Here is a 26,290-nt window from a genome sequence, read left to right as displayed (position 1 = left end):
AGAATAAAGATATAAAATGTTTTTTATTAAAAATTAACGAAGTTCTTTACAAACTGAACACTTTAAAAATACATATAAAAACATTGACAATCAAACTTTTTTTTTATAAAATAAGCCGGTAGGAAATGGTAGTATTAAGAAACCGATAGGAGAGGATAGTATGAAGAAAGATAAATTGTTTATAAGAGTTATTATGTCAATTATAGGTATGATAATATTAGGAATTGGCGTATTTTTTACAATAAAAGTTAATCTTGGATCTGATCCTGCGAGTACGCTTCAACTTGGAATGGCAAAACAATTAGGAATAAGCTACGGATTATCTACAGTTATTTTTAATATTGTATTTTTAATTATAATATTTTGTTTTGATAAAAAATACATAAATATATCTTCAATTTTAGCTATTTTTATAATTGGTTATACTGTTGAAGGTATGAATTTAATTTTTGGTTGGCTTGATTTAGAAAGTTTAAATTTAATATATAAACTTATAATTTGTTTAATCGGAACATTTGTTATATCAATAGGAGTTACGGTATATATATTTTCAGACTTGGGTGTTGGAGCAACAGATGGTATATCTGAATTAATAAGTGATAAAACAAAATTTCATTACAGAACAGTAAGATTTGTATCTGATTTAGTTTTAGTTATCTTAGGATATTTACTAGGAAGTGTTGTTGGTATAGGAACTGTCCTTATAACATTTAGTGTAGGACCTTTCATTCAACTTAACAGAAAAATCATGGCTCCATTACTTAAAAAGGTAGTTGGTGTAGAATTAGTTGAAGACGTAAATAGTCATGAAGATAAATTTGAAAAAGAAGTTATTGCATAATGAAATAGGGGAAACCCTATTTTTTTATTGCGAAAAGTGGTATTATATGTTTATATTAATTTAATCAGAAACAAGGAGTTTTTTATGGATATACTAAAATTAGTAAAAGAAAAAGAAGAAAGAGTAATAAAGATTAGACGTGATTTACATCAAATTCCAGAATTGGAATTAGAACTCCCAAAAACTATGGAATATATTTCAAAAGTTTTAGACGAAATAGGAGTAAAATACAAAAAGTTATTAAATGGAAATGCAATTGTAGCTCAAATTGATGGAGAACAAGAAGGAAAATGTATTGCAATTAGAGCTGATAGTGATGCACTTCCGGTTGTCGAAGAAACAGGACTTCCTTTTGCCTCTACAAACGGAAATATGCATGCTTGTGGACATGATGGACATACTGCTATGGCATTAGGTGCTTGTATGATATTAAATGAAAATAGAGACAAACTAAAAGGAACTGTAAAGATATTTTTCCAACCGGGAGAAGAAAGTCCGGGAGGTGCATTACCTATGATTGAAGAGGGATGTATGGAAAATCCAAAAGTTGATGCAGTTATTGGACTTCATGAGGGCTGTTTAATTCCTATTGAATATGGAAAGATAGGAGTAAAGTCAGGAGCGATTATGGCTTCAGCAGATGTTTTTGAAATCTATGTAAAAGGGAAGTCCTCACATGCTGCAACACCACATCTTTCGGCTGATCCTATTGTTGTTTCATCAGAAATTGTGCTTGGACTTCAAAAGATTGTTTCAAGAGAAGTAAATCCAATTTCAAATGCAGTTTTAACTATTGGGATAATCCAAGGTGGAACCGCACACAATGTAATTCCAGAAACTGTTTATATTAAAGGAACAGTTAGAACTCTAGATGAAAAAGTTAGAGAGTTTATCGCAAAGAGAGTTGAAGAAATTACAGATGGAATAGCAAAAACTTATGGTTGTACTGCAGAAACAATATATCATTATATGTATCCTGTAGTAATGAATGATGAAAAATTCACTGAATTTTTTATAGAAAATACAAAAGAAATTTTAGGTGAAGATTCAGTTGAAATAATAAAAGATCCAAGTATGGGTGGAGAAGATGTTGCATACTTCTTGCAAAGAGCAAAAGGAACATACTTTATGCTTTCAAATCCTAAAATATATAAGGATGATACAATATATCCTCATCATCATAGTAAATTTGATGTTGAAGAAAGTCTGTTCTACAAGGGAATGTCAGCAGTGTTAGCAACAGTTTTTAAATATTTAAGTTAAGAAAAATGGATTGTCAAAATGACAATCCATTTTGTATTCTCAAATTTATTTTTTATGTATCGAAGATACATTCACTTTTGTTTGCAACAAAAGTGTGAGATTTCCACAGTCGATTGTACTCAAATCAAAGATTTGAACAATCTTTGCGTCAGACCTACTTTTGTTTGCAAGCAAACAAAGTTAGGGCTAGATTCACTTTGCTCGAAATGACGTATAAGGAAAAATCTTCGTATAATAGCTTGACGTGAATAGTAAATAATCTTAAAAAAATTGTTAAGCAAACAAAAAGTTTCACGTCATAATAATAAGAGAAATAGTACTTCCAACACGTCATCTCGACTGGAATGAGCGAAGCGAAAGAAATGGAGAGATCTCATAGTTTTGCTTATGAATAAGCAAAACTAAAATGTATCGAAGATACATCAAAACATAAAAAAATCCCCAACATTGTTGAGGATTTACTTTAATTTTATTCTATTTAACTTTTTCAGCAACTGCTTTTGCAACTGTATCAGCTACATTTTCTTCAAAAGCAGAAACTATTACATAATCTTCTCTAATTTTATCATCAGGAATCATACTTGCAAGACCAACTGAAGCAGCGAATTTCATTTCATCAGTAATTTTCTTTGCTCTAGCTTGTAGAGCACCTTTGAAAATTCCAGGGAATGCAACTACATTGTTAATTTGGTTAGGCATATCTGATCTTCCTGTCGCAGCAACTCTTGCTCCTGCTTCTTTTGCATCATCATAAAGAATTTCAGGTTGAGGATTAGCCATTGCGAATACAATTGAATCTTTATTCATTGAAGCTACCATTTCTTTAGTAACTAAATCTTTTTGGCTTACACCGATGAATACGTCAGCACCTACAAATGCTTCCTTCAATGTCATATCCTTTTGTTCTTTATTTGTAATTTCAGCTAATTCTTTCTTTACAAGATTATAATTTTCTGCATGTTTTTTGTTGATTGCGCCCTTTGAATCAAATGCAATTACATTTTGAACACCTAACATCATAATTAATTTTATGATTGAGTATCCAGCAGCACCACAACCAGAAACTACAACTTTAACATCTTTAGCTTCTTTTTTAACTAATTTTAAAGCATTGATTAAAGCGGCAGTAACAACAATTGCAGTACCGTGTTGGTCATCGTGGAATACTGGAATATCAAGTTCATCAATTAATGTTCTTTCAATTTCAACACATCTTGGAGAAGAAATATCTTCAAGATTAATTCCACCAAAAGTTGGTGCAAGAGCCTTTACAATTGCAATAATTTCCTTAGGATCTTTTGTATCTAAAACTATAGGAACAGCATTTATTCCGCCGAATTTTTTAAATAAACAGCATTTTCCTTCCATAACAGGCATAGCAGCTTCTGGACCAATATCTCCAAGACCTAAAACAGCAGTTCCGTCTGAGATAACAGCAATAGTGTTTGCTTTACTTGTATATTTATAAGCTAAAGAAGGATCTTTACTTATTTCTAAACAAGGTTGAGCAACACCAGGAGTATATGCATAAGTTAAGTCCTCAGCATTATTTAATTCTACTTTTAATTCTGTTGATAATTTTCCTTGCCATTGTTCGTGAAGTAACAACGCTTTTTCGTAAACATTCATTTTATTTCTCCTTTATGATAAATATTCATTCGTTGTTACTATACTACAAAGATTACTAAAAGTCAATATAATTATGAAGTCTATTATCATTAAAATTTTTAATGGATTAAATGTAAAATTTCTGCTATTGCTTTTTAAAAATATTTACATTAAAATATAGTTGGTGATTAAAATGAAAATAAAGAAAAAATATATTTGTTCAAATTGCAAAAAAGAGTCTTTGGGTTGGCAAGGAAAATGCAGTTTTTGCGGTAGTTGGGGAACTATTGAAGAAATTGAAGTTTCTGACGTAAAAAGCTCAAGTGATAAAATTGTTGCAAAGGGAAAAGTTGAAAAACTTAAAAATGTAAATGTTAATGAAAATGATAGATATATAACTGGAATAGAAGAGCTTAATCGTGTTTTAGGTGGAGGAATTGTTAGAGATAGTGTAAATATCTTAACTGCAAGACCTGGCTGTGGAAAGAGTACATTGCTTTTACAGTTGTCATTAGATTTTGCTAGTAAAAATGTAAAAACAATCTATATCTCTGCAGAGGAAAGTTCATCACAGATAAAATCAAGAGCAAATAGAATTGTAAAAGAAATTCCAGAAAATATATGGATTCAATCAACACAAAGTATGGATGAAGCTTTAAATTCAATTGATGAAGTTGATGCTGATATTGTTATCTTAGATAGTATTCAAACAGTTATGTTAAGCTCAATTCCTTCAAGAGCAGGTTCTCCAACTCAAACGGTTGAATGTATAAACGAGTTAGTTAGACTCGCAAAAAATGCTAAAAAGCCAAGAGCTATTTTTATTGTTTGCCATATGACAAAACAAGATGAAATGGCAGGACTTAGAACTTTAGAGCATATGGTTGATTCTGTATTGCTTCTAGAAGGAGAGTCAGATGAAAGCCTTAGAACTCTTACAAGTACAAAAAATAGATTTGGAAGAACTGGAGAAATAGGACTTTTCAAAATGGAAGAATACGGACTTTTAGAAATTAAAAATCCATCAGAATTTTTTGTAACTCAAAGAGAAAAAGACATCTGTGGAAGTGTCTTATCCGTTGTAAAAGAGGGAAGTAGAATGCTTGTGGTTGAAGTTGAAAGTCTAGTTTCACAATCATTCACAAACTATCCTGCAAGAATAGGCGATAGTCTAAAAAAAGATCAACTTAATACATTGCTTTCTATCTTGGAAGAAAGAGCAGGATTTAATCTATATAACAAAAATGTAATTTTAAAGACTACTGGAGGCTTAAAGATATCGGAACAATCTGTAAATTTAGCAGTTATAATTTCTGTAGCATCTTCAATTTTAAATAAAGCGGTTCCAAGAGATACAGTATTTATTGCAGAAGTAGGACTGACTGGAGAGCTTAAAAAAGTTCTAAATTTAAGTGAAAGACTAATAGAGCTTGACAGAATGGGCTACAAAAAAGTATATATTTCTAATGATGTTGTGGATACTAAGAACTTAAAGACATTAAAAGTTGAAAAATCCAAAACTCTAAAAGAAGTTATAGACAAAGTTTTTAAAAATAGTTAAAAAAAGAAGAGGTTGTGTTTTTACACAACCTCTATATATTTGTATTAACATAATCATTAATCTTTGAAATTCTAGTTTCATTTATTAATATGTTTTTTTCATTCAATTTTTCTAAAATTTTCTCATTCATAGAATGGAATATCGCAAATTCAACATCTTTTACAACTATCTCAAAAAGAGAATTATTAAGTCTTTTAGAATTCATATCTATAAAATATGCTTCTGACGAATTCTTATCCAAAAAATCAATCATCTTTAAAAGATACTTATCTTTTTCAGCGTAATAGTTATTAGACTTCATAAGATTTTCATTATACTTTTTTTGTTTTTTCTTGTTATTTGAATATAATTGGGATTTTTGCTTAAAAAACTTAGCTAAGATATTGTAATATTGATAATTATACATTCCTTCCTCTAATGAGGATATATTTAAAAGTGGTTTCATGTTTAAATTTTGTATTAACTCATAATTTTTTTCTAAAAAAGAAATTTTATCAATCTTTCCTTCAGAAAGTTCTGAAATCAATTCATTTCTCTTTTTGAAAAAAATATCTAATTGTTTAGTTGGAATATTCATATCAAAAAAAAAGCATCTAAACGATGCTTTTTAAATCTAGTCAACCTTTAATTCTACGCAAGTTGCTTGACCACCTTCGCAAAGTTGTTCCTTAGGAATATTAACTCCCATGAAAACTTCTAGTTTGTGATCTTCACAAAGTGCATCGACTTCTTTCTTAAATTTACAAAGCTTATCGCTGTCAATTTCAATTATTGAATAGATACCATCGATGTAAATTTTTTCCACATCGTAATCTCTTGAAACTATACCAAAAATAAATCCGTATAATTTGTCAAGAGTATCTATACCGTATTCTTTAGCATTTGTTAATCTAACACTGTGGTCTAAGCTAAAAATATGAGAATCATCTGTATCAATAAAATTGATATTTCCATTTCCTTTTCTCACTTCTTCATTAGCTTTATCTATTAACCATTTAGTTTTTCCTGCTCCTGATGGACCAAGTACAAAATTTAACATATCAACCACCCCTTAATTGTTTTTTCTCATTATACCATTTTAATATAAATAATACAAGTGTTTTATTTATAAAAAAACATTATAGAAATACTTGAAAATTAAATATTTTTATTGAGGTTTTGAAATATTCTTGAAAACGATATTAAAATTTTATTTCTTGATTTTTTTCGGGTTTTGTGCTAAAGTAAAATAAGATAAGTTTGAATTTTTTTAAATTTTAAAAAATAGATACAAAAGAGGAGGATATTATGGCTTTTGTAGAATTTAAAAATGTATATAAAAAATATAATGAAGGAAAAAGCTCAGAGATAATTGCGAATAGAGATGTCTCTTTTGAAATTGAGCATGGAGAATTCTGCGTAATAGTTGGACCTTCTGGAGCAGGAAAATCAACAATCCTAAATATCTTAGGTGGAATGGATAATGCTACAAGTGGAGAAATTTTTATAGATGGAAAAGATATTTGTAAATTTAATAAAAGAGAATTAAATGATTATAGAAGGTATGATGTAGGTTTTGTTTTCCAATTTTACAATCTTATACCAAATTTAACAGTATTAGAAAATGTAGAACTAGCTGGACAAATCGTAAAAGAAAGTTTAAATCCCGCAGGAGTTTTGGAATCTGTTGAACTTTCTCACAGACTTAATAATTTTCCAAGTCAATTATCCGGTGGAGAACAACAAAGAGTTTCAATAGCGAGAGCTCTTTGTAAAAATCCTAAATTGCTTCTTTGTGATGAACCAACTGGAGCTTTAGATTATAATACGGGAAAAAGAATTTTAGAGCTTTTACATCAAAGATGTAAAAAGACAAATACGACTGTAATTTTAATTACTCATAATATGGCAATTGCTCCAATGGCAGATAGAGTTATTGAAATTAACGATAGTACAGTAAAGAAAGTGGTTTTAAATAAGAATCCTAAGAACATAAAAGAAATAGAGTGGTAGTATGAAAAAATCATTGTTTAAAAATTTTTACAGAACAATTTTTAGAACATTTCCGAAATTTTTATCTATTGTATTTATGATAGGTCTTGGAGTAATGGTTTTTGTAGGACTAAAAATAACTCCACATATCATGAGAAGAAGTGTTGACAAACACATAAAAGCAGGTAATTTATACGACTTTAAAATCTCTTCAAATTTTGGCTTATTAAAAGAGGATTCAAGTATAATTTCAAGTTTAGAAAATCTAAAAGATGTTGAATTTGGTTATACAATATCCCTTAAAGATGAAAATAAAGCTATAGATTTTACGGTTGAAAATAAGCCTGAAAAAATTAGTACAGTTCAAGTAATTGAAGGCTCTGACATTGAAACTGATACTGATATCTTGTTGGACGAAAGACTTAGAGATACTTACAAAATCGGAGATGAAATTTACTTTAAAGATGTTGAAAAATTTGGAGTCTTTAAAGATGAAGTAAAAAAATTAAAACAAAATAGATTTACCGTTAAAGGCTTTATCAAAAGTCCAGAAGTTTTATCAATATTATTATCTGGAACTACTGAAAGCGGATATTTAGCTATGATTTCAAAAAATACTTTTGATTTTAGCTATTTTTCTCATGCAAAGATTACTTTCACAGATTTAAACGACTTGGATAAGAATAGCAAAAAGTTTGAACAAGTCAAAAGCGAGAAAAAACAGATGCTACAAAATCTTTTCAAGAATAGATCAGTTGAAGTGTACAATCTTATCTATGCACAAAAAAGAGAAATTTTAGATGATAGCAAAGAAGAAGTAAATAAAAATCAATTAGACATAAACTCAAATGAAAGAAAATTACAACAAAATTTAGAAAAACTACAAAATGGACAAAAAGATATAAGAAGAGCTTTTGCGGACTTAAGTTATCAAAAGAGCCTTTTTGTAAAACAAATAGAGAACAATAGAGTAAAACTTGGGTTAGCTTTAAATGAATTATTTGAAAAAAGAGCAGAAGTTACAAAAAACAAATTAGAATTAAGCGATAAACGCCAAACTCTATTAAAAAGTAAAGAGGAATTAGAAAAGTCAAAGTTGGAAGTTGAAGCATCAATTAAAACTGTAAAAGAAACACTAAGCACTCTTGAAAACAGCTATTCTCAAAATTTAATAGAAGCTGAAGAATACAATACAAAAAAAGCTGAAATAGAAACTAAATTAGCTGAATTAAATAAGAATTTAGAATTAATTCAAGGTAATTTAACAACAGTTGAAACAAATCAAACAACTGTTTCAACAGCTTTAAGCGAAATAGAAAAAGCTGAAGAAAAATTAAATTCTGAAATTACAAATATAGAAGCTAAAAAATCTGACTTAGAAAAACAAACAGAAATTGGTTTGGCTAAGTTTGACGAATACTATTCAAAATTAGTTGAAAAAAAGGCAGAAGTTGAAGCGAATAACTTAAAGTTGAATAAAGGAAAAGAAGACTTGCAAGATGCTAAAGAAAAAATTCTTGACGCAACTAGCAAAATCTCAGATGGAGATGAAATTCTATCAAAACTTATTGAACCAACTTACAATATAGAAGATGGTTACAGTGCATCTTCAACTTCAAAAGTTTATTTTGCAGCAAAAGGAATTTACGGAGTTTCAAATGTATTCTCACTTTTCTTCTATTTCATTGCACTTTTAGTTTCTCTTACAACTATGACAAGAATGGTTGACGAAAATAGAGTTCAGATTGGAACATTGAAATCCTTAGGATATAGCAATATAGACATTGCAAAACAATATTTCTACTATGGACTATTGGCAAGTTTAATTGGTGGAGCTGTGGGAACTATTTTAGGCTTTAAAATAATATCTCCTTTGGTTTATGGAGCATATTTAAAAGCACTAATAATCACAAAAGTATTTGACAATTACTATCCTACAATTGTAATTACAGGGATATTAATAGCGATAATCTGTACAGCTTTTGTATCCTATGTAACTTGCATACGAAGTTTAAAAGAAAAAATTTCATCTTTAATGAGAGCAAAAACTCCAAAATCTGGAAACTCTGTTTTCCTTGAAAGAGTACCTTATATTTGGAAAGAACTTTCATTCTTACAAAAAGCTACATTGAGAAATGTTTTTAGATATAAACTAAGACTTACAATGACAATAATTGGTGTAATGGGATGTATGGGACTTTTGGTACTTGGATTTGGAATAAAGGACAGCCTTGACGGGGTTTCAGAACTACAATATTCAAAATATACAAAATTTAATGCAACAATTATATACAATCCAATGGCTTTAGACAAAGACTTGGATAAGTTTAACGAAGAAATAAAGTCAAATCAAGACATAAAAGAAAGCTTTGATATTGCGACAACAACAGTAAATATAAAAACAGAAAAAAGTTTTGACGAAAAAATTACTGTATTTACAACTGATACTATAAACGAATTTTCAAAATATTTTGGACTTTACGACGGAGAGAAAAAACTTGAAACACTTGAAGACGGAATCTATATAAATAGAAAATTAGCTGAAAAGTTTTCACTTTCAGTTGGAGATACAATAACCTTTATAAATAACAACAAAGAATACAAAGGAGCAATAGCTGGAATATTTGAAAACCATGTTGGTAACTTCTTTGTAATGAACGAAAAAACTTATGAACAAACATTTTTCAAAAAGCCAGTAAAAAATACAAAACTACTATTACTAAATGACGGAAGTAAAGGAAATGTCGATAAAGTAATACATGAACTTGAAAAGAATTCCGTTGTAGTAAAAGGAATAAGCATATACTCAATGAAAAAAGCAATTGACGATGCATCATACAGTGTAAACTCAATTATCTTGCTAATTGTAATTTGCTCAGCATTTCTATCAATCGTAGTTTTATACAATCTAAGCAATATAAATATCTCTGAAAGAAAAAGAGAAATTGCAACACTAAAAGTTTTAGGATTCTATCCGAGAGAAATAGACAAATACATTTACAAAGAAACAGTAATCCTAACAATAATTGGAATAACTTTGGGAATCTTTGTAGGCTATAGCTTACACATAAATATCATGGAACAACTAGCCATGGACTCAATTAGATTTTTCAACAAAGTAAAACTAATAAGCTACATTTACTCAGCACTAATAACACTGTTTTTCTCATTTATAGTGTACTTCGTAGTAAAAATAATGCTTAAAAAAGTTCCAATGATAGAATCGTTAAAAGATGTGGAATAAAAAGGGAGGTAGAAAAATGAAAAAAAACAAAGAGGAAATTATTATTCCTAAACCATCAATTAAAGAGGTTAAAAAATATCTTAAAGAATGGGATAAATCAGATGAATACAAAGATAAGGAAGAAGCGCTAAACAAACTATTCTTTGAAATATGTCCAAAGAATACAGATATTAAGGATATTCTATTAAAGGCATCAACACTAAATGACTTTTATAGCACAAATATTTTTTCAATTTATCCGGTTGCTAAGCATATACAAGATAAGGGGATAGATTCAAAACTTAAAAAAGGTGATATTTCTGTGGTTAGTGATATTCAAAATGTAACTATTGCAGGTAAAAACAAAAATTTTTATTCTTTTGCTTCAAAGTACTGTAGTCATCACAATCCAGAAGAGTATCCAATTTATGATAGTTATGTGGATAGGATACTTAGATATTTTAGAAAATGTGATAAGTTTTCTGACTTTAAAAACGAAGATTTGAAAGATTATGTTGAATTCAAAAAAATACTTTTAAAATTCAGAGACTACTACGGATTAAATGAATATAGTCTTAAGCAAATTGACCAATATATTTGGCAGCTTGGGAAAAAATATTTCTCTAATTAATAAAAAAATGAAATATATTAATAAGTAAATAATACTGCTTATATATACAGAATTGTGAAAAATATTTAATAGATGCTAGGGATTTTTTTAAAAATAGTTTTACTAAATTTAATAAGGTACAATACCATATTGTACCTTTTATTTTTAAATATATAAGTGTTAAAAATATTATGATATAATATAGAAAATATAATCTACTAGATTAATAAAATAAAAAATCTATTGTTAAGTATTTTGCTTTTTTAAAAAGGGAGTGAGTAAATTTGCAGATATAAAAAATAAAAGTTTTAATTTATTACACGAACTATAAAAATTAATAAAATATATAAACCAAAGTTTATTAAGGAGAGTTTAAAATGAAGTTTTTATTTATGGATGAGAAAGGACCTCAAAATTCATTTAAAATTTCTAAACCTTTTAACAAAAGAGAAAAATTAAGCTATGGAACTGATATTATGCATTCTTACGTGGCGAATGTTATCCAAATTAATGAAGAAGATTATAAGAGTATTGAAAATGAATATACGAAAATTGTTGAAGAATATTTAAATTCTAGAACTCAACTTAGAGATTCTCTACAAAATAAAGGACGAGAATTAAAAGGAGCAGATTTATTAAAGAATAATTTTGACTATGGAATAGCGTCTATGAGTGAAAGAGAATTAAATTTTTATATAAATCTTTTGAATTTGCTTTTAAAATATGATGTACATAATTTGTTATTTATGATAAGTAAAATGTCAATTATAACTTCTTCTCGATTACAGAACTATTTTTATTATATAGGTTCTAATACTAGGATATCTCCGTTTATTGTTAAATATATAATAACTAAATATGCTGAAATTGAAGCTTCTAAAGAGGTTATAGAAGCTTTTTTGGATAAGAATATAAGTACTTATTATTTGCTTAAACTGATTAGACAAGATATGAAAAGTATCGTTCAAAATAATAAAAATAATACAAGAATGTTTAAACAAATCACTAGTTACAGAGAAATTATCGAAATGATAAATCATACTTTGAATGATAGTGCTAAATTAGAAGAACCTGAATTATCGTTATCTTTTGATTGGAAAAAAGTTAAATGGGCTTTCGATTTATGGATTACTGAACGAAAATTTAAAAATATTAAAGATGATATTATCTTATTTCTGGATGAAGGTATACCTAAAAATATTTTTGAGGATTTGAATTTTTATAAAATAAATGATAATTGTAATTCTAAATCACATATTGGATTACAAATAACAGATATGATTGTTGTAATTTGTGGGAAACTTATATCAAAACTTAATGAGGATGTAATGTATGATTTTGAGAATCCTAAAAAACGTGTTTTGGTAGCTAAAAATTATTTTGAATTGAATGAGAAACAATTTAATCTTGTTAAGAAATTATATGAATTCATTATAAATAGAAAAAGCAAATATCATTTTATGAACGATTCATATTTTGATGAATCGGTATTATTACAAACTTATTTAGAATATATAGCATCTTATGAAAAATATGATAATTATATTAAATTTGAGAGAATAAATCATCCTGAGATACATATGAAAGGATATATTGATTTGTCAGAGAGTAAGTTTTTAGAAGTAATGTATTATGAGAATTTAGCAAAAAATATGTTTGGAACGATTAAGGAAGCAATAGAATCAGGACTTTTAAGACCTTTATAAAAGCAAATTAAAATTTTGAAATTATTTATATATTAATAAAATTGAATAACTCTTATAAATTAGACGGTAGAAATACCGTCTTTTTTTATGTATCTGCGATACATTTACTTTTGCTAAAGCAAAAGTATGAGATTTTCGCAGTCGATTGTACTCAAATCAAAGATTTGAACAATCTTTGCGTCAGACCTACTATTGCTTGTAAACAAGCAAAGTTAGGTCTAGATTGACTATACTACGTTTCGCTCGAAATGACGTGTTAGGGAAGCTGTTTAAACTAGGGGCTAGACGTTAAAAGTAAAAAAATTTAAAAATATTTTTAAATGAGATTCTTATTATTAAATATACATTAAAAAAGAGGCTAACTTTAGCCCCTTTTAGTATTTTGCATAAATTATCTACCACTATGGTCGAATCCTTTGTCAGGATCAGAGTTCTTTTCATTGTCACGAAGAACAACTCTTGAACCGTTTAATATTTCAATTTGTTTTTTCATTTCGTTTATACAAAGAATTGCTAAAGGCATACCGAAGTCTTGACGAAGAACAAGTCTTTGAACATCTACATCTTTTAAATTTTCAGGCATTGGATATGCAGGAATCATCCAACCATGCATACGGAGTCTATCTTCAAGGTCATATAATGTCCATTGTACATTTGCATTTTCTTTTAGTCTCCAGCATACGATTGGGATTTGATTTGCTTCTTCAAGCAGTTCAAATATTCCCATTTTTTTGATTTCATCTGCCATGTATCTAGCGACATCTATTGTTCTTTGATGAATTTCTTTATATCCTTTAAACCCGTTTCTCATAAGCATATAGTATTGACCGACTATTTGAGACGCACTACGTGAGAAGTTGATTGCCATAGTAGCTTCTTTTCCTCCTAAGTAACTAACCCAGAAAATTAATTCTTCTGGAAGAGCTTTTTTGCTACGCCAAATTACCCAGCCTACTCCCGGATATACAAGACCATATTTATGACCTGAAGTACTAATTGACCATACATTTTTTAATCTGAAGTCCCATTTTAATTCAGGTTCTATAAAAGGAGCAACCATACCTCCAGAAGCAGCATCAACGTGTATTCTAATAGGTAAATCAGGTTTCTTTTTATTATATTGTTCAACTAGTTTGTCAAGAGCTTTTACATCATCATATTTTCCTGTATAAGTAATACCTAAAATAGCAACTATACCTATTGTGTAATCATCAACATAATCCATTACTGTATCCATATTAAGAGATAAATGTTCCATATCTAGTGGAACAGTTCTCATTTCAATATCCCAGTAGCGACAGAATTTTTCCCAACATACTTGATATCCTGAAGAAATTACAAGATTAGGTCTCTTTTTGGTGAATCTATTAACTCCTGCTTTATCTGCAAGATGTTTCCATCTGAAAAGCATAGCAAGTCCACCTAGCATACAAGCTTCAGATGAACCGACAGTAGATGTTCCTATAGGTTCTTCTTTTGGATTCATATGCCATAAGTTACCAATAATGTCAACACATCTGTTTTCAAGGTCTGCAGTCATTGGATATTCATCTTTATCAATTGCATTTTTTTCAAAATTCTCTGCCATCAATGCTGTTGCAGTTGGTTCCATATAAGTTTGACAGAAAGTTGCAAGGTTTTGTGTTGCATTTCCTTCTGTTTTTAGATATTCTCTAATAATTTCTGCTGCAACTTGAGGAGCAACAGGATTTTCATTTATTTTTTTGTTTGGCATTTCAATATCACTAGCTTCTGTACCGAAAATTGGTGTAAGATATCTTGTTTCTTGATTCATTGATTCAAGAATATCACTGACATGATTAGAGCTTTTTCTACTTGATTTTGATATTTTTTTACTCATATTAATCTTCCTTTCTGAAAATAAAATTTGAACTATATCAATGTAGTTAATAATTTATAATAACTACTTATTTTTATCATCATATTTTGCTGCCCATCTATGATTGCTGTTAAATAACCAACTGCTCTCTTTTTAAAAATATTAAAAGTATCAAAATTTAATTCAAAAAATCGAAGTAAATTTATAAAACTTTTATGTTAAATTGCATATATGTAATATATTATTTAAAAAACTACTTAATTATTATAATTATACTATATGAATATTATTTAATCAATTATTTTAAAATTTATATTTTGTTTGATTTGATTGGTGAAATAATGTAAAGTTTACTTGACATTGTAAAATGAATTTGATAAAATAAATGTAAAGTAAACTTTCCATAGAAGAGGGGATAATTTTGAAAAATAAACTTGAACAGATAAGAAAAGATAGAGGAATTACTCAGGAAGAATTGGCTAATATTTTAGAGGTGTCAAGACAGACGGTTAATTCTTTAGAAAATGGAAGATATAATCCATCAATTGTGTTAGCTTTTAAAATTGCAAAAGTTTTTGATTTACAGATTGAAGAAATTTTCATTTATGAGGAGGAATAATATGAAAAATAGTAAAATTTGGTATTTGGGATATGTGCTAGGATTTTGTAGTCTTGTTTTAGTCCTTGCTTTAAAGTTAAATGAGGCATTGAAGATTTTTTTGACTTTCATTTTTGCAATGAGTATTTCAGTTTCTCATGTCAATATTGTGCATAATAAGATGATAAAAAATGATAAAAGTTATAAGATAGATGTAAATGATGAAAGAAATGAAAAAATTAGAGATAAGGTTAATGCTACGATGGCTTCTATTCTATTGCTAATTATAGGAATCGTTGCAGTTATTTGTATTTCTATAAAGGCATATTTACCGGCTGTTCTTTTGATAATTTCAATTATATGTTCACCAGTTATTATGTTTTTTATAACAAAATATTATGAGAAAAAATATTAGAATAAATATTTTAGTTTAAAGAAAGGCTGGATTGTAAATGGCTTATAAAAAAGAAGAATTAAATGTAAATGATACAAGATGTATAGTTTATTCATGCAATAGTCCAAAATATATTTTGATACAACCTGTTGATGAGAATGATATTAAGGTTTTAGATAGAGAAGTAGAATTGATTTCAAATGACGTGAGAGAGAATTTTTTGTTTATTGCTTTTAAAATTTCCGATTGGAATAATGATTTATCTCCTTGGAATGCTCCTGCGGTTTTTGGTAAAGATGGTTTTGGAGATGGTGCACAGAACACTCTTTCTTTTATAGAAGATGTTTTGATTGATTGTATTTGTGAAAAATATCAAATTAAAAATGATATTCCACTAATTCTAGGGGGATATTCGTTAGCTGGTTTATTTTCTCTGTGGAGTTCTTATCAATCAAGTAGTTTTAATGCGATTGTTGGAGCTTCTCCTTCCGTATGGTTTAATGGTTGGGAAGAGTTTATCGATAAAAATAGTCCTTTATCTAATGTGATTTATTTAAGTCTAGGAGATAAGGAAGAAAAAACTAAAAATAAGACAATGGCTAGAGTTGGCAAGGCTATACAAAAACAAGAAGAAGTTTTAAATAACAGAGGAATTAAGACAATTCTAGAATGGAATAATGGTGGACATTTTCAAGATTCTGATATTAGACTGGCAAAAGGTTTTGTATGGTGTATTAATAATTTATAATTTTAAAGACGGTAGAAATACCGTCTTTTTTTATGTATCTACGATACATTTACTTTTGCTTTTCAAGCAAAAGTATGAGATCTCTCCGCTGCACTCAGCTACGCTTCGTTTCGGTCGAGATGACGTGTTTGGGGCTATACCTGTAAAGTTTCTATGACGTGAAATATTTAGTTTCATATAAAATTTTAAGAATTATAAATTTTTAATATTATACATTTTTAAATTTTTTAAAATTTATTTAAATTTAACGTTAAGCTCCTAAACGAAGTTTTTTCCTTATACGTCATCTTGAGCGAAGTCGAAAGATCTCATAAATTACTATTAGTATTATATTTACCATTTTTAAAAAAGCTTTAGTTTGGACGATTCTAAAATAGTATTTCTTTACAAATAAAAATATTTGATATATAATTATGTTGAGGAAATGTTTATTTTTTAGGAGGTATATTTAAATGGTAAGATTACGTTTTGCACCAAGTCCAACAGGATATTTACATATTGGAGGACTTAGAACTGCATTATATAATTATTTATATGCTAAGCAAAATGGCGGAAAGTTTTTGCTTAGAATTGAAGATACAGATAGAACTAGATATGTTGAAGGAGCTATTGAAAATTTAATTCACGAACTTAAGTGGGCAGGAGTTGAGGCAGATGAAGGTGTTTGTCTTGATGAAAATGATAATATTACAGAAATTGGTGAATTTGGTCCATATATTCAGTCTGAAAGAGTTGAAAAGGGAATTTACAATAAATATGCAGAAGAACTTATTGAAAAAGGTTATGCTTATTATTGTTTCTGTAGTAAGGAAAGACTTGATGACATTAAAAATCAACAAAAAGCTGATGGAAAGATTCCAAGATATGACGGACTTTGCAGAGGTATTAGTATTGAAGATGCTAAAAAGAGAATTGCAAATGGCGAAAATTATGTTATTAGATTAAAATTACCAGAAAATAGAGATATTGTTTTTGAAGATGTTATTAAAGGTAAAATTACAATTAACACAAATGATATGGATGACCAAGTATTAATTAAAGCTGATGGTTTCCCAACTTATCATTTTGCTGTTGTTGTTGATGACCATTTAATGGGAATTACTCATATTGTAAGAGGAGATGAATGGATTTCATCTACTCCAAAACATATTTATCTTTATGAAGCATTAGGTTTTGAAAAACCTACTTTTGTTCATTTACCAACAGTTCTAAACAAGAGTGGAAAAAAATTATCTAAGAGAAATGATGATGCTTCAGTTGAAGACTTCAGATTAAAAGGATATTTGCCAGAAGCACTAGTAAATTATTTAGCACTTGTCGGTTGGAGTCCAGAAAGTAACGAAGAAATTTTATCTTTAGATGAGATGGTTAAACAATTCTCATTTGAAAGAGTGTCAAAATCAGGTGGTGTTTTTGACGTAGATAAATTGGATTGGGTTAATGCTCAATATATTAGAAAAATGGAAGTGTCTGAACTTGCAAAACTTGTTAAACCTTATTTAGTTGAAGCAGGTTTTATCAAGGAAGATATTTGCGAAAAGAGACTTGAGCTAATTACAAAAACTTTCCAAGAATCTATTTCAAGACTTCCTGAAATTGTTGATCAATCAAGATTTTTATTTGAAGATGTTGAAGTTGAACCAGAAGCAATTGAAATGAGAAATGTTGAACATATAGAAATTTTAAAAGAAAAAATTAAAGAAGAATTATCTCAAATTGATGAAATAGACGAAGAAATTGCTAAAGGATTTATGAAAAAAATCCAAAAGGCATCAGGATTTAAAGGAAAAGACTTGTATATGCCAGTTAGAGCATTACTTACAGGTCAAGTTCATGGACCTGAACTTTCTAATATTTTAGAAATTTTAGGTAAGGAAGAGATTTTAAGAAGATTAAAATAAAATTTCTTCATCTATATAATTGCAAGTTTAGTTTTGTAAATTGTAAATTTTAAAGAAAGTTGGTATATAGAATTATGCAAAATATTAAAAATTTTGTAAAAAGAATTTTTGTGTTTTCTTTAATATTGCTCGGATTGTTCGTTGTTCAGTCCAACAATTCTTATGCAGATACTTTATATAAAAATGAAATAACTGTTAGAATTAATAAGGACGGCAGCGCTGATATCGAAAATATTATGGATTATCATCCAACAAAGGGTACAGAATACTATATTCCTATTAATAATTTAGGAAAAAGCGAAATAATTAATTTTAATGTTTCTGAAATAACTGATTCTGGAGAAATTCCGTATGAGAGTTTATCAAAATGGGATGTTAAAAAGACTATACAACAAAAAGCTGGTAAATCTGGAGTTGTAAAAACTTCAAATGGTTATGAACTTTGCTTTGGTTTTGGAGATTATCACAGAAAAACTTTTAAATTAAGTTATAGAGTTACAAATTTTGTAAAACTTTTAAATGATTCTGATATGGTTTTTTGGAAGTTTGTAAATGATGATTTAGAAGCACCACCTCAAAAGGTTAAAGTTACTATCACTAAGGAAGAGGGAAAATTTGACAATACAAATTCCAAAATTTGGGCTTTTGGTAATAAGGGTAAGATAGTTTTTGATAATGGAAATATTGTTTTTGAAAGCTTAACAAGTCTTTCAAGATCAAATTATGTAACTGTTTTAATTCAAATCAATAAGGGTGAATTCACAACAGGAGAAAAAATAAGTAGAAACTTTTCTTATTATCAAGATCAAGCGTTTCAAGGCTCAAGCTATACTAAAAACACTAACAATACGGGAAGTACTAAGAAAAGAAAAACTGTATTTCCAGTTAAAGCTATAGTTAGATTGGTAATATTAATTGTATGTATAGCGTTTGGTTCAAAAGCAGTAGGTCAAAAGAAATTCAAAGGCGGATATAAGAAATCTGATTTGAAAGGACAATATTATAGAGATATTCCAGAAAAAGAATGGTGGAGACTTTCACACATTCTAAAATGTGCTGGTTTTGATGGACCTGAGGCCATAATTAGAGCTTATTTCTTAAAATGGATACAAACAAAACTTCTAATTCCAATGACTGAACAAAAAGGCTTCATATTTAAGAAAGATATTCTTTCTCTAAAAATTGACTATAAAAAAGATTATCCTTTTGAGACTAAAAATGAGAGAGAATTATTTGAAATGGTTATTGAAGCTGCAAGAGACGATGGAATATTACAAGAAGATGAATTTACAAATTATTTAAGAAAGACACATAATCAAAATCAATTCAGACAATTACAAGATGAGTTTAGAAAAGATTCTGTAACTTATGCAGCGGAAAATGACTTGCTTGTAAAGAATAATAGAGATAAGAATACTTACACTTACAATGAAAAAGGTAAGGAATTTACTGCGAAATTAGTAAAATACTATAATTATTTGAAAGATTTCTCTCTATTAAGCGAAAGAGAAGTTCAAGAAATTAAAGTTTGGAAAGATTTATTGATTTATGCTACATTATATGATGTTGCTGATCAAGTTGAAAAACAATTAAAGAATTTATCACCAGAATTTTTAGAAAATTACGATGTAGATGTTTACTCATTGCATTCAGCTATGATTTACTCACATGTATTCTCTAATAACTTCATAGATGCTTATTCAAGAAGTGTTTCAAGATCCTCAGGAGGAGGCGGAGGCTTCTCAAGTATCGGTGGAGGCGGAGGCTCCTTTGGTGGAGGTTCCGGTGGCGGTAGTAGATAATTGGGTATATATTTGATATAATATTAATGCAATTAATATAAATTTGAAAGGAGAAAATTATGATAGTTTTAGGCGTAGTTTTAGGAGTAGTTGTCTTATTAGGACTTTGGTTAATGGCTAGCTACAATAACTTAATAAGATTAAGAGAAATGGTTAAGAATGCTATGGGACAAATAGCAGCAAATGTTGAATCAAGATGGGATGCTTTAAAATCTTTAATTGATGCAACTAAAAAATATTCTGCTCATGAAGCTGAAACTTTAGAAAAAGTTGTTCAAGCAAGAGGAGGAGTTAATAGTTCAAGTTCTGTAAAAGATATTGAAGCTGATGATAATATGTTTACTCAAGCTTTATCAAGACTTGCAGTAGTTGTTGAATCATATCCAGAATTAAAGGCAAATACACTATACTTAAATACAATGGATAAAATTGATTCTTATGAACAAGATGTAAAGAATTCAAGAATGATTTACAATGATACAGTTACAAGATTTAATAGAGCTATGTTAGTATTTCCAGTAGTATTAATTTCAAGAATGTTAGGATTCTCAGAATACGAATACTTCCAACATACAGAATCAAAATCAAATCCACCAAGTTGGGATTAATTTAAAGCACTCGAAAGAGTGCTTTTTTTATTGTAAAAACTTGATTTTTATGTTAAAATGAATTATTGTATTTTAGGAGGGAATTAATGAAAAATATAAAAAGAATAGTATTAACATTTGCAATGTTATTTTTTGTAGTTTTAGCAACAGCTTGTTCAAATAGTAGAGAAACAGCGAAAAAAACTTTTACTTTAGAAGATAGTGGTTTAAAAACAACTCAAGTGTTTACTTATATTGAAAAAGAAGACAAGATAATTAAACAAGAAACAATAAGTGAAGGAACTTATGCGGAGTTTCAACCTGGAAAAACAAAAGAAGAAATTATAAAAATGATAGAGCCAATTGCTAAAAAATTTGAAGGTATTAAAGGTCTTAAATACTCAATAGATTATAAAGATGAAAGCTTTGTTGAAACAATAGAAATTGATTATGAAAATCTTGATTACGAAAAGGCAAAAGTAGCTCTTGACGAAGAGTTTCAAGATCCTTCAAAAGGAATAGTTAGTATGAAAATTACAGAAAAAGCTCTATTAGAAGATGGTTATGTAGAACAAAAATAGTCTAATTTAAAAGTAGTATTTTACTACTTTTTTTATTTTGTATTAAAATTGAAAAAAGTGTTGATATATGGTAGAATTTAAGTATAAAATATAAGGAGGGTAAAATGAAAAAACTTAAGAATATTTTATTGGCATTTACTATGCTATTTGTTGTTGTTTTAACAACAGCATGTTCTGATGGAACTAAAAAAAGAGTTTTCGTCAAAGATGCAGATGGTCAAAAATCAACAATTACTTATGTTTATAGCGAAAAAGAAGATAAAGTACTTAAACAATTGACAATAAATGAAGGAATTTATGATAAATTAAATCCTGCAATGACTAAAGAAGAAGTTAAGAAAATTATCGACAAGGAAATTGAAGAAACAAAAGGAATAAAAGGAATCAAGCATACTGTAGAGTATAAAGAGGATAGATTCATTGAAAGTCTTGAAGTTGACTTAGAAAATTTGGACTATGAAAAGGCAAAAAATTATCTTTCAATTAAAGATCCAAAAAAAGTAAGAGTTAGCATGAAGGTATCTGCAGAAATTATGTATAATCAAGGATATAAGGAACAAAAATAATTTTAATATATAAAAGTGGAGGTAAAAATGAAAAATTTAAAAAAGGTATTACTAGCATTTACTATGTTATTTGTTGTTGTTTTATCAACAGCTTGTTCAAGCAAGGATGCAACTAGCACAAAAACTTTTGTATTAGATAAAAATGGTTTAAAAACAACTGTTGTGTATACTTATATTGAAAAAGAAGACAAAGTAATTAAACAAGTAACAACAAATGAAGGGCTTTATGCAAATCTAAACAGATCTAAAGAAGATATTCAAAAGATTTTAGATTCAATAGCTGCAAAATATCAGGGAATTGATGGAATTAAACAATCTATAGATTATCAAGAAGATAAATTTATAGAAACTATTGAAGTTGATTACGAAAATCTTGACTATGAAAAATCAAAAGTAGTTATGGGAACAAACTTCCAAGATCCTAAAAAAGTTAAAATTAGCTTGAAAAAGTCAGAAGAAACTTTAATAAAAGCTGGATATCAAGAACAAAAATAATAATAATTTAAGAAAAGTAGTATTTTACTACTTTTTTTGCTTATTGAAAAATATTTAAAAATATGTTACAATAAGTCATAAATTTCATTTGGAGGTAAATAATGAAGAATTTAAGAAGAATTTTATTAACAATTACAATGTTATTCGTGGTAGTTTTAACAGCTGCTTGTTCAAAGAAAAATGAGTATGCAACAAAAGTTTTCTATTTAGAAAAAAATGGGTTAAAGACAACAATTACTTATACTTATGATGAAAAAGAAGACAAAATAATTAAGCAAGAAACTAAAAACGAAGGCATTTATTCTGAGTTCAGACCAGGAGCAAGCAAAGAAGATGTTCAAAAACTTTTAGATCCAATAGCTGCAAAATATCAAGGAATTACTGGATTAAAAGAAAGCATTGAATATCAAGATGATAAATTCATCGAAACTTTAGAAGTAGATTACGAAAATATTGACTTTGAAAAAGCAAAAACAGTTTTCGGACCAAACTTCCAAGATCCTAAAAAAGTTAGAGTATCTATGAAAAAGACTGAAGATTCTTTAACAAAAGCAGGTTATACTGTAAAATAATTAATTTACTAAAAAAGATAGCATAGCTATCTTTTTTTATGTAGTTTGAAAAAAATTTCGTAATATGATAGAATTAGTTAATAAATTTTTTAGGAGGTAAATGATGAAAAATTTTAGAAGATTTTTAGTAACATTTGCAATGCTATTTGTTATAGTATTGACAACATCATGTTCAAATAAAGGAACAGATAATGAAAATAAAAAAGAAGAAAAAGAAAAAGTAGAAGTAGAAGATACAACTCCAAAGGAAAAGAAGAATCCTTCAAAAACTTTTGTAAAGGAAACACCAGGTTATAAACAAACTGCTACTTATTATTATATAGAAAGTGAAGACAGAATTGTATATCAAGAAACTACAACTGAATCAACTTACGAAGCATACAAAATAGGTGGTGGAAATAAGGAAAAAATTCAAAAAATTTTAAAAGATGTAAATGAACATCAAAAAGGATATAGCTGGATTAAAAGTACTTTAGAATTGAGAGATGATGGATTTAAAACAGTTACAGAAATAAATTTTGGAACTCTTATTTATGAAGAAGCTCAAAAAGTATTTGGAGAAAATTACATTAATCCACATAAAGAAAAATTTAGCATGAAACAAACAGAAGATGCATTGTTAAAAGGTGGATATGTAGAAAAAAAATAAATTTTGGAATATCCATAAAATTTAGGGAGAGATTTTATGAAAAATTTTAAAAGAATTTTATTAGTGTTTACTATACTTTTTACTGTTGTATTAACAACTGCTTGTATAAAAACTGAATCTATTTCAACAAAAACTTTTTTACTTGATAATGGTATTATAAAAAAAACAATAATTTATACTTATAAAGTAAAAGAAGATAAAATTCTTAAACAGGAGACAAAAACTGAAGGAAATTTTTCAACATATAAACCTGAATCAACTAAAGAAGAAATTATAGATATGTTTGAAAAGGCTCTTGTTAAATATAAAGGTATTGAGGGTCTTAAAGCAGATATAACTTATGAAGGTGATACCTTTGTTGAAAATGTTGAAATAGACTATGAAAGTATCGATTATAAAAAAGCACAAACAGTTTTTGGACCAAGTTTTAAAAGTCCTAAAGAAGTAAAATATACTATGAAAGGAATTGAAAAACAACTTCTTGATGAGGGCTATGTGGAACAGAAATAATTTTAAAAGACAGTTGTACTGTTTTTTTTTATTGTGAAATAACAAGGTTCCAAGATACCCAATGTATCTTCGATACATTTACTTATTCTTGTAAACAAGAATAAGTATGAGATCTTCTCAGTCGATTGTACTCAAATCAAAGATTTGAACAATCTTTGCGTCAGACCTACTTTTGCTTGTAAACAAGCAAAGTTAGGGCTAGATTCACGTTGGTCGAGATGACGTATAAAGAAAGTACCTTTGTTTAAGAGCTAGACGTTAAATGTAAATAAACATCAAATTATTTTTATAAATGTAGTAGAAAAAGCATAACAAAAATATAATAAAATAACATAATAACTTATTTACAAATATAGGCTATGAAACTAAATGTTTCACGTCACGATACTTTTCAAAGAAAAGCTCCCAACACGTCATCTCGACCGTAGTGGAGAGATCTCAATTATTGTTTGTTTACAAACAATAATATTTCTGAAAGAAATAAAAAATAAATTTCTATATGTATCTGCAATACATTCAGAGTAAAGATAAAGTATAATTTTTGTCTTTGCTTTTTTATATTTTTGTTTTTATTGTGAAACAACAAGGTTCCCGGGTGTCCATCCGATGCAAAGTATCGTGAAATGGTTGGGGTTCTTGTTTGAAAAAAATTCCATATTGTGATAGAATAAGTTAACCTAAAAGGAGGGTAATTATGAAAAGAATTAATAAAATTCTGTTAGCATTTGCTATGCTTTTTGTTGTTGTATTAACGACTGCTTGTTCTGGTTTAGGAGTAAAAACTGCTACAAGAACTTTTGAAAAAGAAGAAAAAGAAAGTGGTATAAAAACAACTATTGAATATACGTATATAGAAAAAGAAGATAAGGTTCTAAAAGAAGTAACTACTACTGAAGTACCATATAGTATATATAAAGATTTATCAATGGATGAAATCAAAATTAAAGTAGAGGCTGTTTCAGCAAGATATCAATATATAAAAGGCGTGAAGGAAATTATTGAATATAAAGAAAATACTTTTATTGAAGTTATGGAAATCGACTATGAAAATCTTGATTTTGAAACAGCAAATAAAGCATTTAACTCAAATATAAAAGATCCTAAACAATCTAAAGTTAGTATGGAAGAAACAGTAAAAAAATTAACAAATGATGGTTATACAGAAAAGAAATAATTTAACCCAAAAGGAGAAACATTATGAAAAGAATTAGTAGATTAATATTAACATTTGCAATGCTATTTATTGTAGTATTAACAACAGCTTGTGAAAGTAACAAACCTATTACAAAAACTTTTGTATTAAAACAAGATAATGTTACTATAACTGAAACGATAACTTATATTAAAAGTAAGGATAAAGTTTTAAAGTCTAATAAGGTTACAGATGCAAAAATGATTTTAAAATCTGAAGAAGCAAGAAAAAAAATTGTAACAATTTTAAATGCCCATTTAGCTAGTCTTCAAGGTATTAATGGTTTGACTGCAACTTTAGATATTCAAGAAAATAAATATATTCAAACTGTTGAAATCGACTATGAAAATCTTGATTTTGAAAAAGCTAAACAACAAATTAAAGGATTTGAGGAAGCATATGGTGGCGATAACTTGAGTATGAAAAAGAAAGAAGCTAATTTAATTGAACAAGGCTTTGTAGAACAAAAATAACAATTGTGGAGAAAGAGCATGAGAAAACTAAAAAATATACTTTTTTTATTTTCAATGTTGTTTGTTATACTATTAGCTTCAGCTTGTTCAATGAAGAAAGGAAATCCTACAAAATCCTATGAACTACTTATAAATGATTCAAAAGTAGTTATAACATATACTTACACTGAAAAGGAAGAAAAAGTTTTAAAAGAAAAAGTTAAATCAACTTTTAAATATTCGTCTTATTCGGGATTAAAAGAAAATGAAATTAAAAAAATAGTAAATGAAGTTGTTGGTAAAATTCAAGCAATTGATGGAATAAAAGCGAGTGTTGAATTTAAAGATGATGGGATTATAGAAGATATAGAACTCGACTTTGAAAAACTTGACTATAAAAAATCAAATGAGTTTAATAGACTTTATTTTACTGGTGAACTTAAAAGTAATAATGTTACTTTAAAAGAAATGGAAACTCAATTATTACAAATGGGATTTAAAAAAATTGAAGAAAAAAAATAATTTTAAAAGGCAGTTTAACTGTCTTTTTTTATTGTGAAACAACAAGGTTCCCAGGTACCCACCCGATGTGAAGCATCGTGGAAGGGTGGGGTTGTTAT

At 28.0% G+C, this 26,290-nt stretch carries 26 protein-coding genes; 22 read left to right on the top strand and 4 right to left on the bottom strand.

The window, feature by feature from the left end:
* Positions 1–160 precede the first annotated feature (160 nt).
* Positions 161–841 carry a YczE/YyaS/YitT family protein gene (locus ACLGL0_RS02965; protein ID WP_411013567.1) on the top strand — a complete coding sequence of 227 codons (681 nt, stop codon included), beginning with the start codon at positions 161–163 and terminating at the stop codon, positions 839–841.
* 84 nt (positions 842–925) lie between these two features.
* A complete protein-coding gene (locus ACLGL0_RS02960) occupies positions 926–2,104 on the top strand; it encodes a M20 metallopeptidase family protein (protein ID WP_411013566.1) in 1,179 nt (392 codons plus the stop codon).
* A gap of 474 nt (positions 2,105–2,578) precedes the next feature.
* Here ACLGL0_RS02960 and ACLGL0_RS02955 read toward each other — a convergent pair whose 3' ends face one another.
* Positions 2,579–3,733, bottom strand: a complete 1,155-nt coding sequence (locus tag ACLGL0_RS02955) for an NAD(P)-dependent malic enzyme (RefSeq protein WP_411013565.1) — start codon at positions 3,731–3,733, stop codon at positions 2,579–2,581.
* 172 nt (positions 3,734–3,905) lie between these two features.
* On the opposite strand from ACLGL0_RS02955, the gene radA reads away from it, so the two are divergent.
* The gene (radA, locus tag ACLGL0_RS02950; protein WP_411013564.1) at positions 3,906–5,273 is read left to right on the top strand and encodes a DNA repair protein RadA; all 1,368 of its coding nucleotides are present in this window, start codon (positions 3,906–3,908) and stop codon (positions 5,271–5,273) included.
* A gap of 31 nt (positions 5,274–5,304) precedes the next feature.
* On the opposite strand, the gene ACLGL0_RS02945 is transcribed toward radA, so the two are convergent.
* The gene (locus tag ACLGL0_RS02945) at positions 5,305–5,850 is read right to left on the bottom strand and encodes a DUF6648 family protein (protein WP_411013563.1); all 546 of its coding nucleotides are present in this window, start codon (positions 5,848–5,850) and stop codon (positions 5,305–5,307) included.
* A 36-nt stretch (positions 5,851–5,886) separates the two neighbouring features.
* Entirely contained in the window at positions 5,887–6,312 is a 426-nt protein-coding gene (locus ACLGL0_RS02940) for a hypothetical protein (RefSeq protein ID WP_314558833.1), read from the bottom strand.
* A gap of 248 nt (positions 6,313–6,560) precedes the next feature.
* Between ACLGL0_RS02940 and ACLGL0_RS02935 the strand changes: the two genes are divergently transcribed.
* From ACLGL0_RS02935 to ACLGL0_RS02920, 4 genes are all read left to right on the top strand, one after another.
* Positions 6,561–7,265 carry an ABC transporter ATP-binding protein gene (locus ACLGL0_RS02935; protein ID WP_411013562.1) on the top strand — a complete coding sequence of 235 codons (705 nt, stop codon included), beginning with the start codon at positions 6,561–6,563 and terminating at the stop codon, positions 7,263–7,265.
* Position 7,266: 1 nt separating this feature from the next.
* Positions 7,267–10,488: an FtsX-like permease family protein gene (locus tag ACLGL0_RS02930; RefSeq protein ID WP_411013561.1), complete on the top strand. Its 3,222-nt coding sequence runs from the start codon at positions 7,267–7,269 to the stop codon at positions 10,486–10,488.
* A gap of 16 nt (positions 10,489–10,504) precedes the next feature.
* Complete coding sequence (locus tag ACLGL0_RS02925) at positions 10,505–11,098, top strand: hypothetical protein (RefSeq protein WP_411013560.1); 594 nt, start codon at positions 10,505–10,507, stop codon at positions 11,096–11,098.
* Between the two features lie 356 nt (positions 11,099–11,454).
* The gene (locus tag ACLGL0_RS02920) at positions 11,455–12,783 is read left to right on the top strand and encodes a hypothetical protein (protein WP_411013559.1); all 1,329 of its coding nucleotides are present in this window, start codon (positions 11,455–11,457) and stop codon (positions 12,781–12,783) included.
* 391 nt (positions 12,784–13,174) lie between these two features.
* Here ACLGL0_RS02920 and gad read toward each other — a convergent pair whose 3' ends face one another.
* Positions 13,175–14,644, bottom strand: a complete 1,470-nt coding sequence (gene gad, locus ACLGL0_RS02915) for a glutamate decarboxylase (RefSeq protein ID WP_411013558.1) — start codon at positions 14,642–14,644, stop codon at positions 13,175–13,177.
* 400 nt (positions 14,645–15,044) lie between these two features.
* Here gad and ACLGL0_RS02910 point away from each other — a divergent pair, with 400 nt between their 5' ends.
* From ACLGL0_RS02910 to ACLGL0_RS02840, 15 genes are all read left to right on the top strand, one after another.
* Positions 15,045–15,242, top strand: coding sequence for a helix-turn-helix transcriptional regulator (locus tag ACLGL0_RS02910; protein ID WP_411013557.1), 198 nt, complete (start codon positions 15,045–15,047; stop codon positions 15,240–15,242).
* Position 15,243: 1 nt separating this feature from the next.
* Positions 15,244–15,636, top strand: a complete 393-nt coding sequence (locus tag ACLGL0_RS02905; RefSeq protein WP_411013556.1) for a DUF2178 domain-containing protein — start codon at positions 15,244–15,246, stop codon at positions 15,634–15,636.
* Positions 15,637–15,673: 37 nt separating this feature from the next.
* The gene (locus ACLGL0_RS02900) at positions 15,674–16,363 is read left to right on the top strand and encodes an alpha/beta hydrolase (protein ID WP_411013555.1); all 690 of its coding nucleotides are present in this window, start codon (positions 15,674–15,676) and stop codon (positions 16,361–16,363) included.
* Between the two features lie 452 nt (positions 16,364–16,815).
* Positions 16,816–18,264: a glutamate--tRNA ligase gene (gene gltX, locus ACLGL0_RS02895; RefSeq protein ID WP_411013554.1), complete on the top strand. Its 1,449-nt coding sequence runs from the start codon at positions 16,816–16,818 to the stop codon at positions 18,262–18,264.
* 74 nt (positions 18,265–18,338) lie between these two features.
* Entirely contained in the window at positions 18,339–20,066 is a 1,728-nt protein-coding gene (locus tag ACLGL0_RS02890; RefSeq protein ID WP_411013553.1) for a DUF2207 family protein, read from the top strand.
* Positions 20,067–20,125: 59 nt separating this feature from the next.
* Positions 20,126–20,674: a LemA family protein gene (locus ACLGL0_RS02885; protein ID WP_313962280.1), complete on the top strand. Its 549-nt coding sequence runs from the start codon at positions 20,126–20,128 to the stop codon at positions 20,672–20,674.
* 86 nt (positions 20,675–20,760) lie between these two features.
* Positions 20,761–21,234 carry a YehR family lipoprotein gene (locus tag ACLGL0_RS02880; protein WP_411013552.1) on the top strand — a complete coding sequence of 158 codons (474 nt, stop codon included), beginning with the start codon at positions 20,761–20,763 and terminating at the stop codon, positions 21,232–21,234.
* Positions 21,235–21,338: 104 nt separating this feature from the next.
* The gene (locus ACLGL0_RS02875; protein WP_314558381.1) at positions 21,339–21,800 is read left to right on the top strand and encodes a DUF1307 domain-containing protein; all 462 of its coding nucleotides are present in this window, start codon (positions 21,339–21,341) and stop codon (positions 21,798–21,800) included.
* Positions 21,801–21,827: 27 nt separating this feature from the next.
* Positions 21,828–22,295 carry a YehR family lipoprotein gene (locus ACLGL0_RS02870; RefSeq protein ID WP_411013551.1) on the top strand — a complete coding sequence of 156 codons (468 nt, stop codon included), beginning with the start codon at positions 21,828–21,830 and terminating at the stop codon, positions 22,293–22,295.
* 101 nt (positions 22,296–22,396) lie between these two features.
* Positions 22,397–22,867: a YehR family lipoprotein gene (locus ACLGL0_RS02865; RefSeq protein ID WP_411013550.1), complete on the top strand. Its 471-nt coding sequence runs from the start codon at positions 22,397–22,399 to the stop codon at positions 22,865–22,867.
* Between the two features lie 103 nt (positions 22,868–22,970).
* On the top strand, positions 22,971–23,516 hold the full coding sequence (locus ACLGL0_RS02860) for a DUF1307 domain-containing protein (RefSeq protein WP_411013549.1): 546 nt from the start codon (positions 22,971–22,973) through the stop codon (positions 23,514–23,516).
* A gap of 36 nt (positions 23,517–23,552) precedes the next feature.
* Positions 23,553–24,026, top strand: a complete 474-nt coding sequence (locus ACLGL0_RS02855; protein ID WP_411013548.1) for a DUF1307 domain-containing protein — start codon at positions 23,553–23,555, stop codon at positions 24,024–24,026.
* Positions 24,027–24,720: 694 nt separating this feature from the next.
* Positions 24,721–25,200, top strand: coding sequence for a DUF1307 domain-containing protein (locus ACLGL0_RS02850; protein WP_411013547.1), 480 nt, complete (start codon positions 24,721–24,723; stop codon positions 25,198–25,200).
* Between the two features lie 23 nt (positions 25,201–25,223).
* On the top strand, positions 25,224–25,691 hold the full coding sequence (locus ACLGL0_RS02845) for a DUF1307 domain-containing protein (RefSeq protein WP_411013546.1): 468 nt from the start codon (positions 25,224–25,226) through the stop codon (positions 25,689–25,691).
* Between the two features lie 18 nt (positions 25,692–25,709).
* A complete protein-coding gene (locus tag ACLGL0_RS02840) occupies positions 25,710–26,192 on the top strand; it encodes a DUF1307 domain-containing protein (RefSeq protein ID WP_411013545.1) in 483 nt (160 codons plus the stop codon).
* Positions 26,193–26,290 lie beyond the last annotated feature (98 nt).

It is taken from the genome of Parvimonas pharyngis (assembly GCF_046569675.1).
Classification (GTDB): domain Bacteria; phylum Bacillota; class Clostridia; order Tissierellales; family Peptoniphilaceae; genus Parvimonas.
Note: the sequence above shows the minus strand (reverse complement) of the source record. Positions and strands in the feature narration are given on the sequence as shown.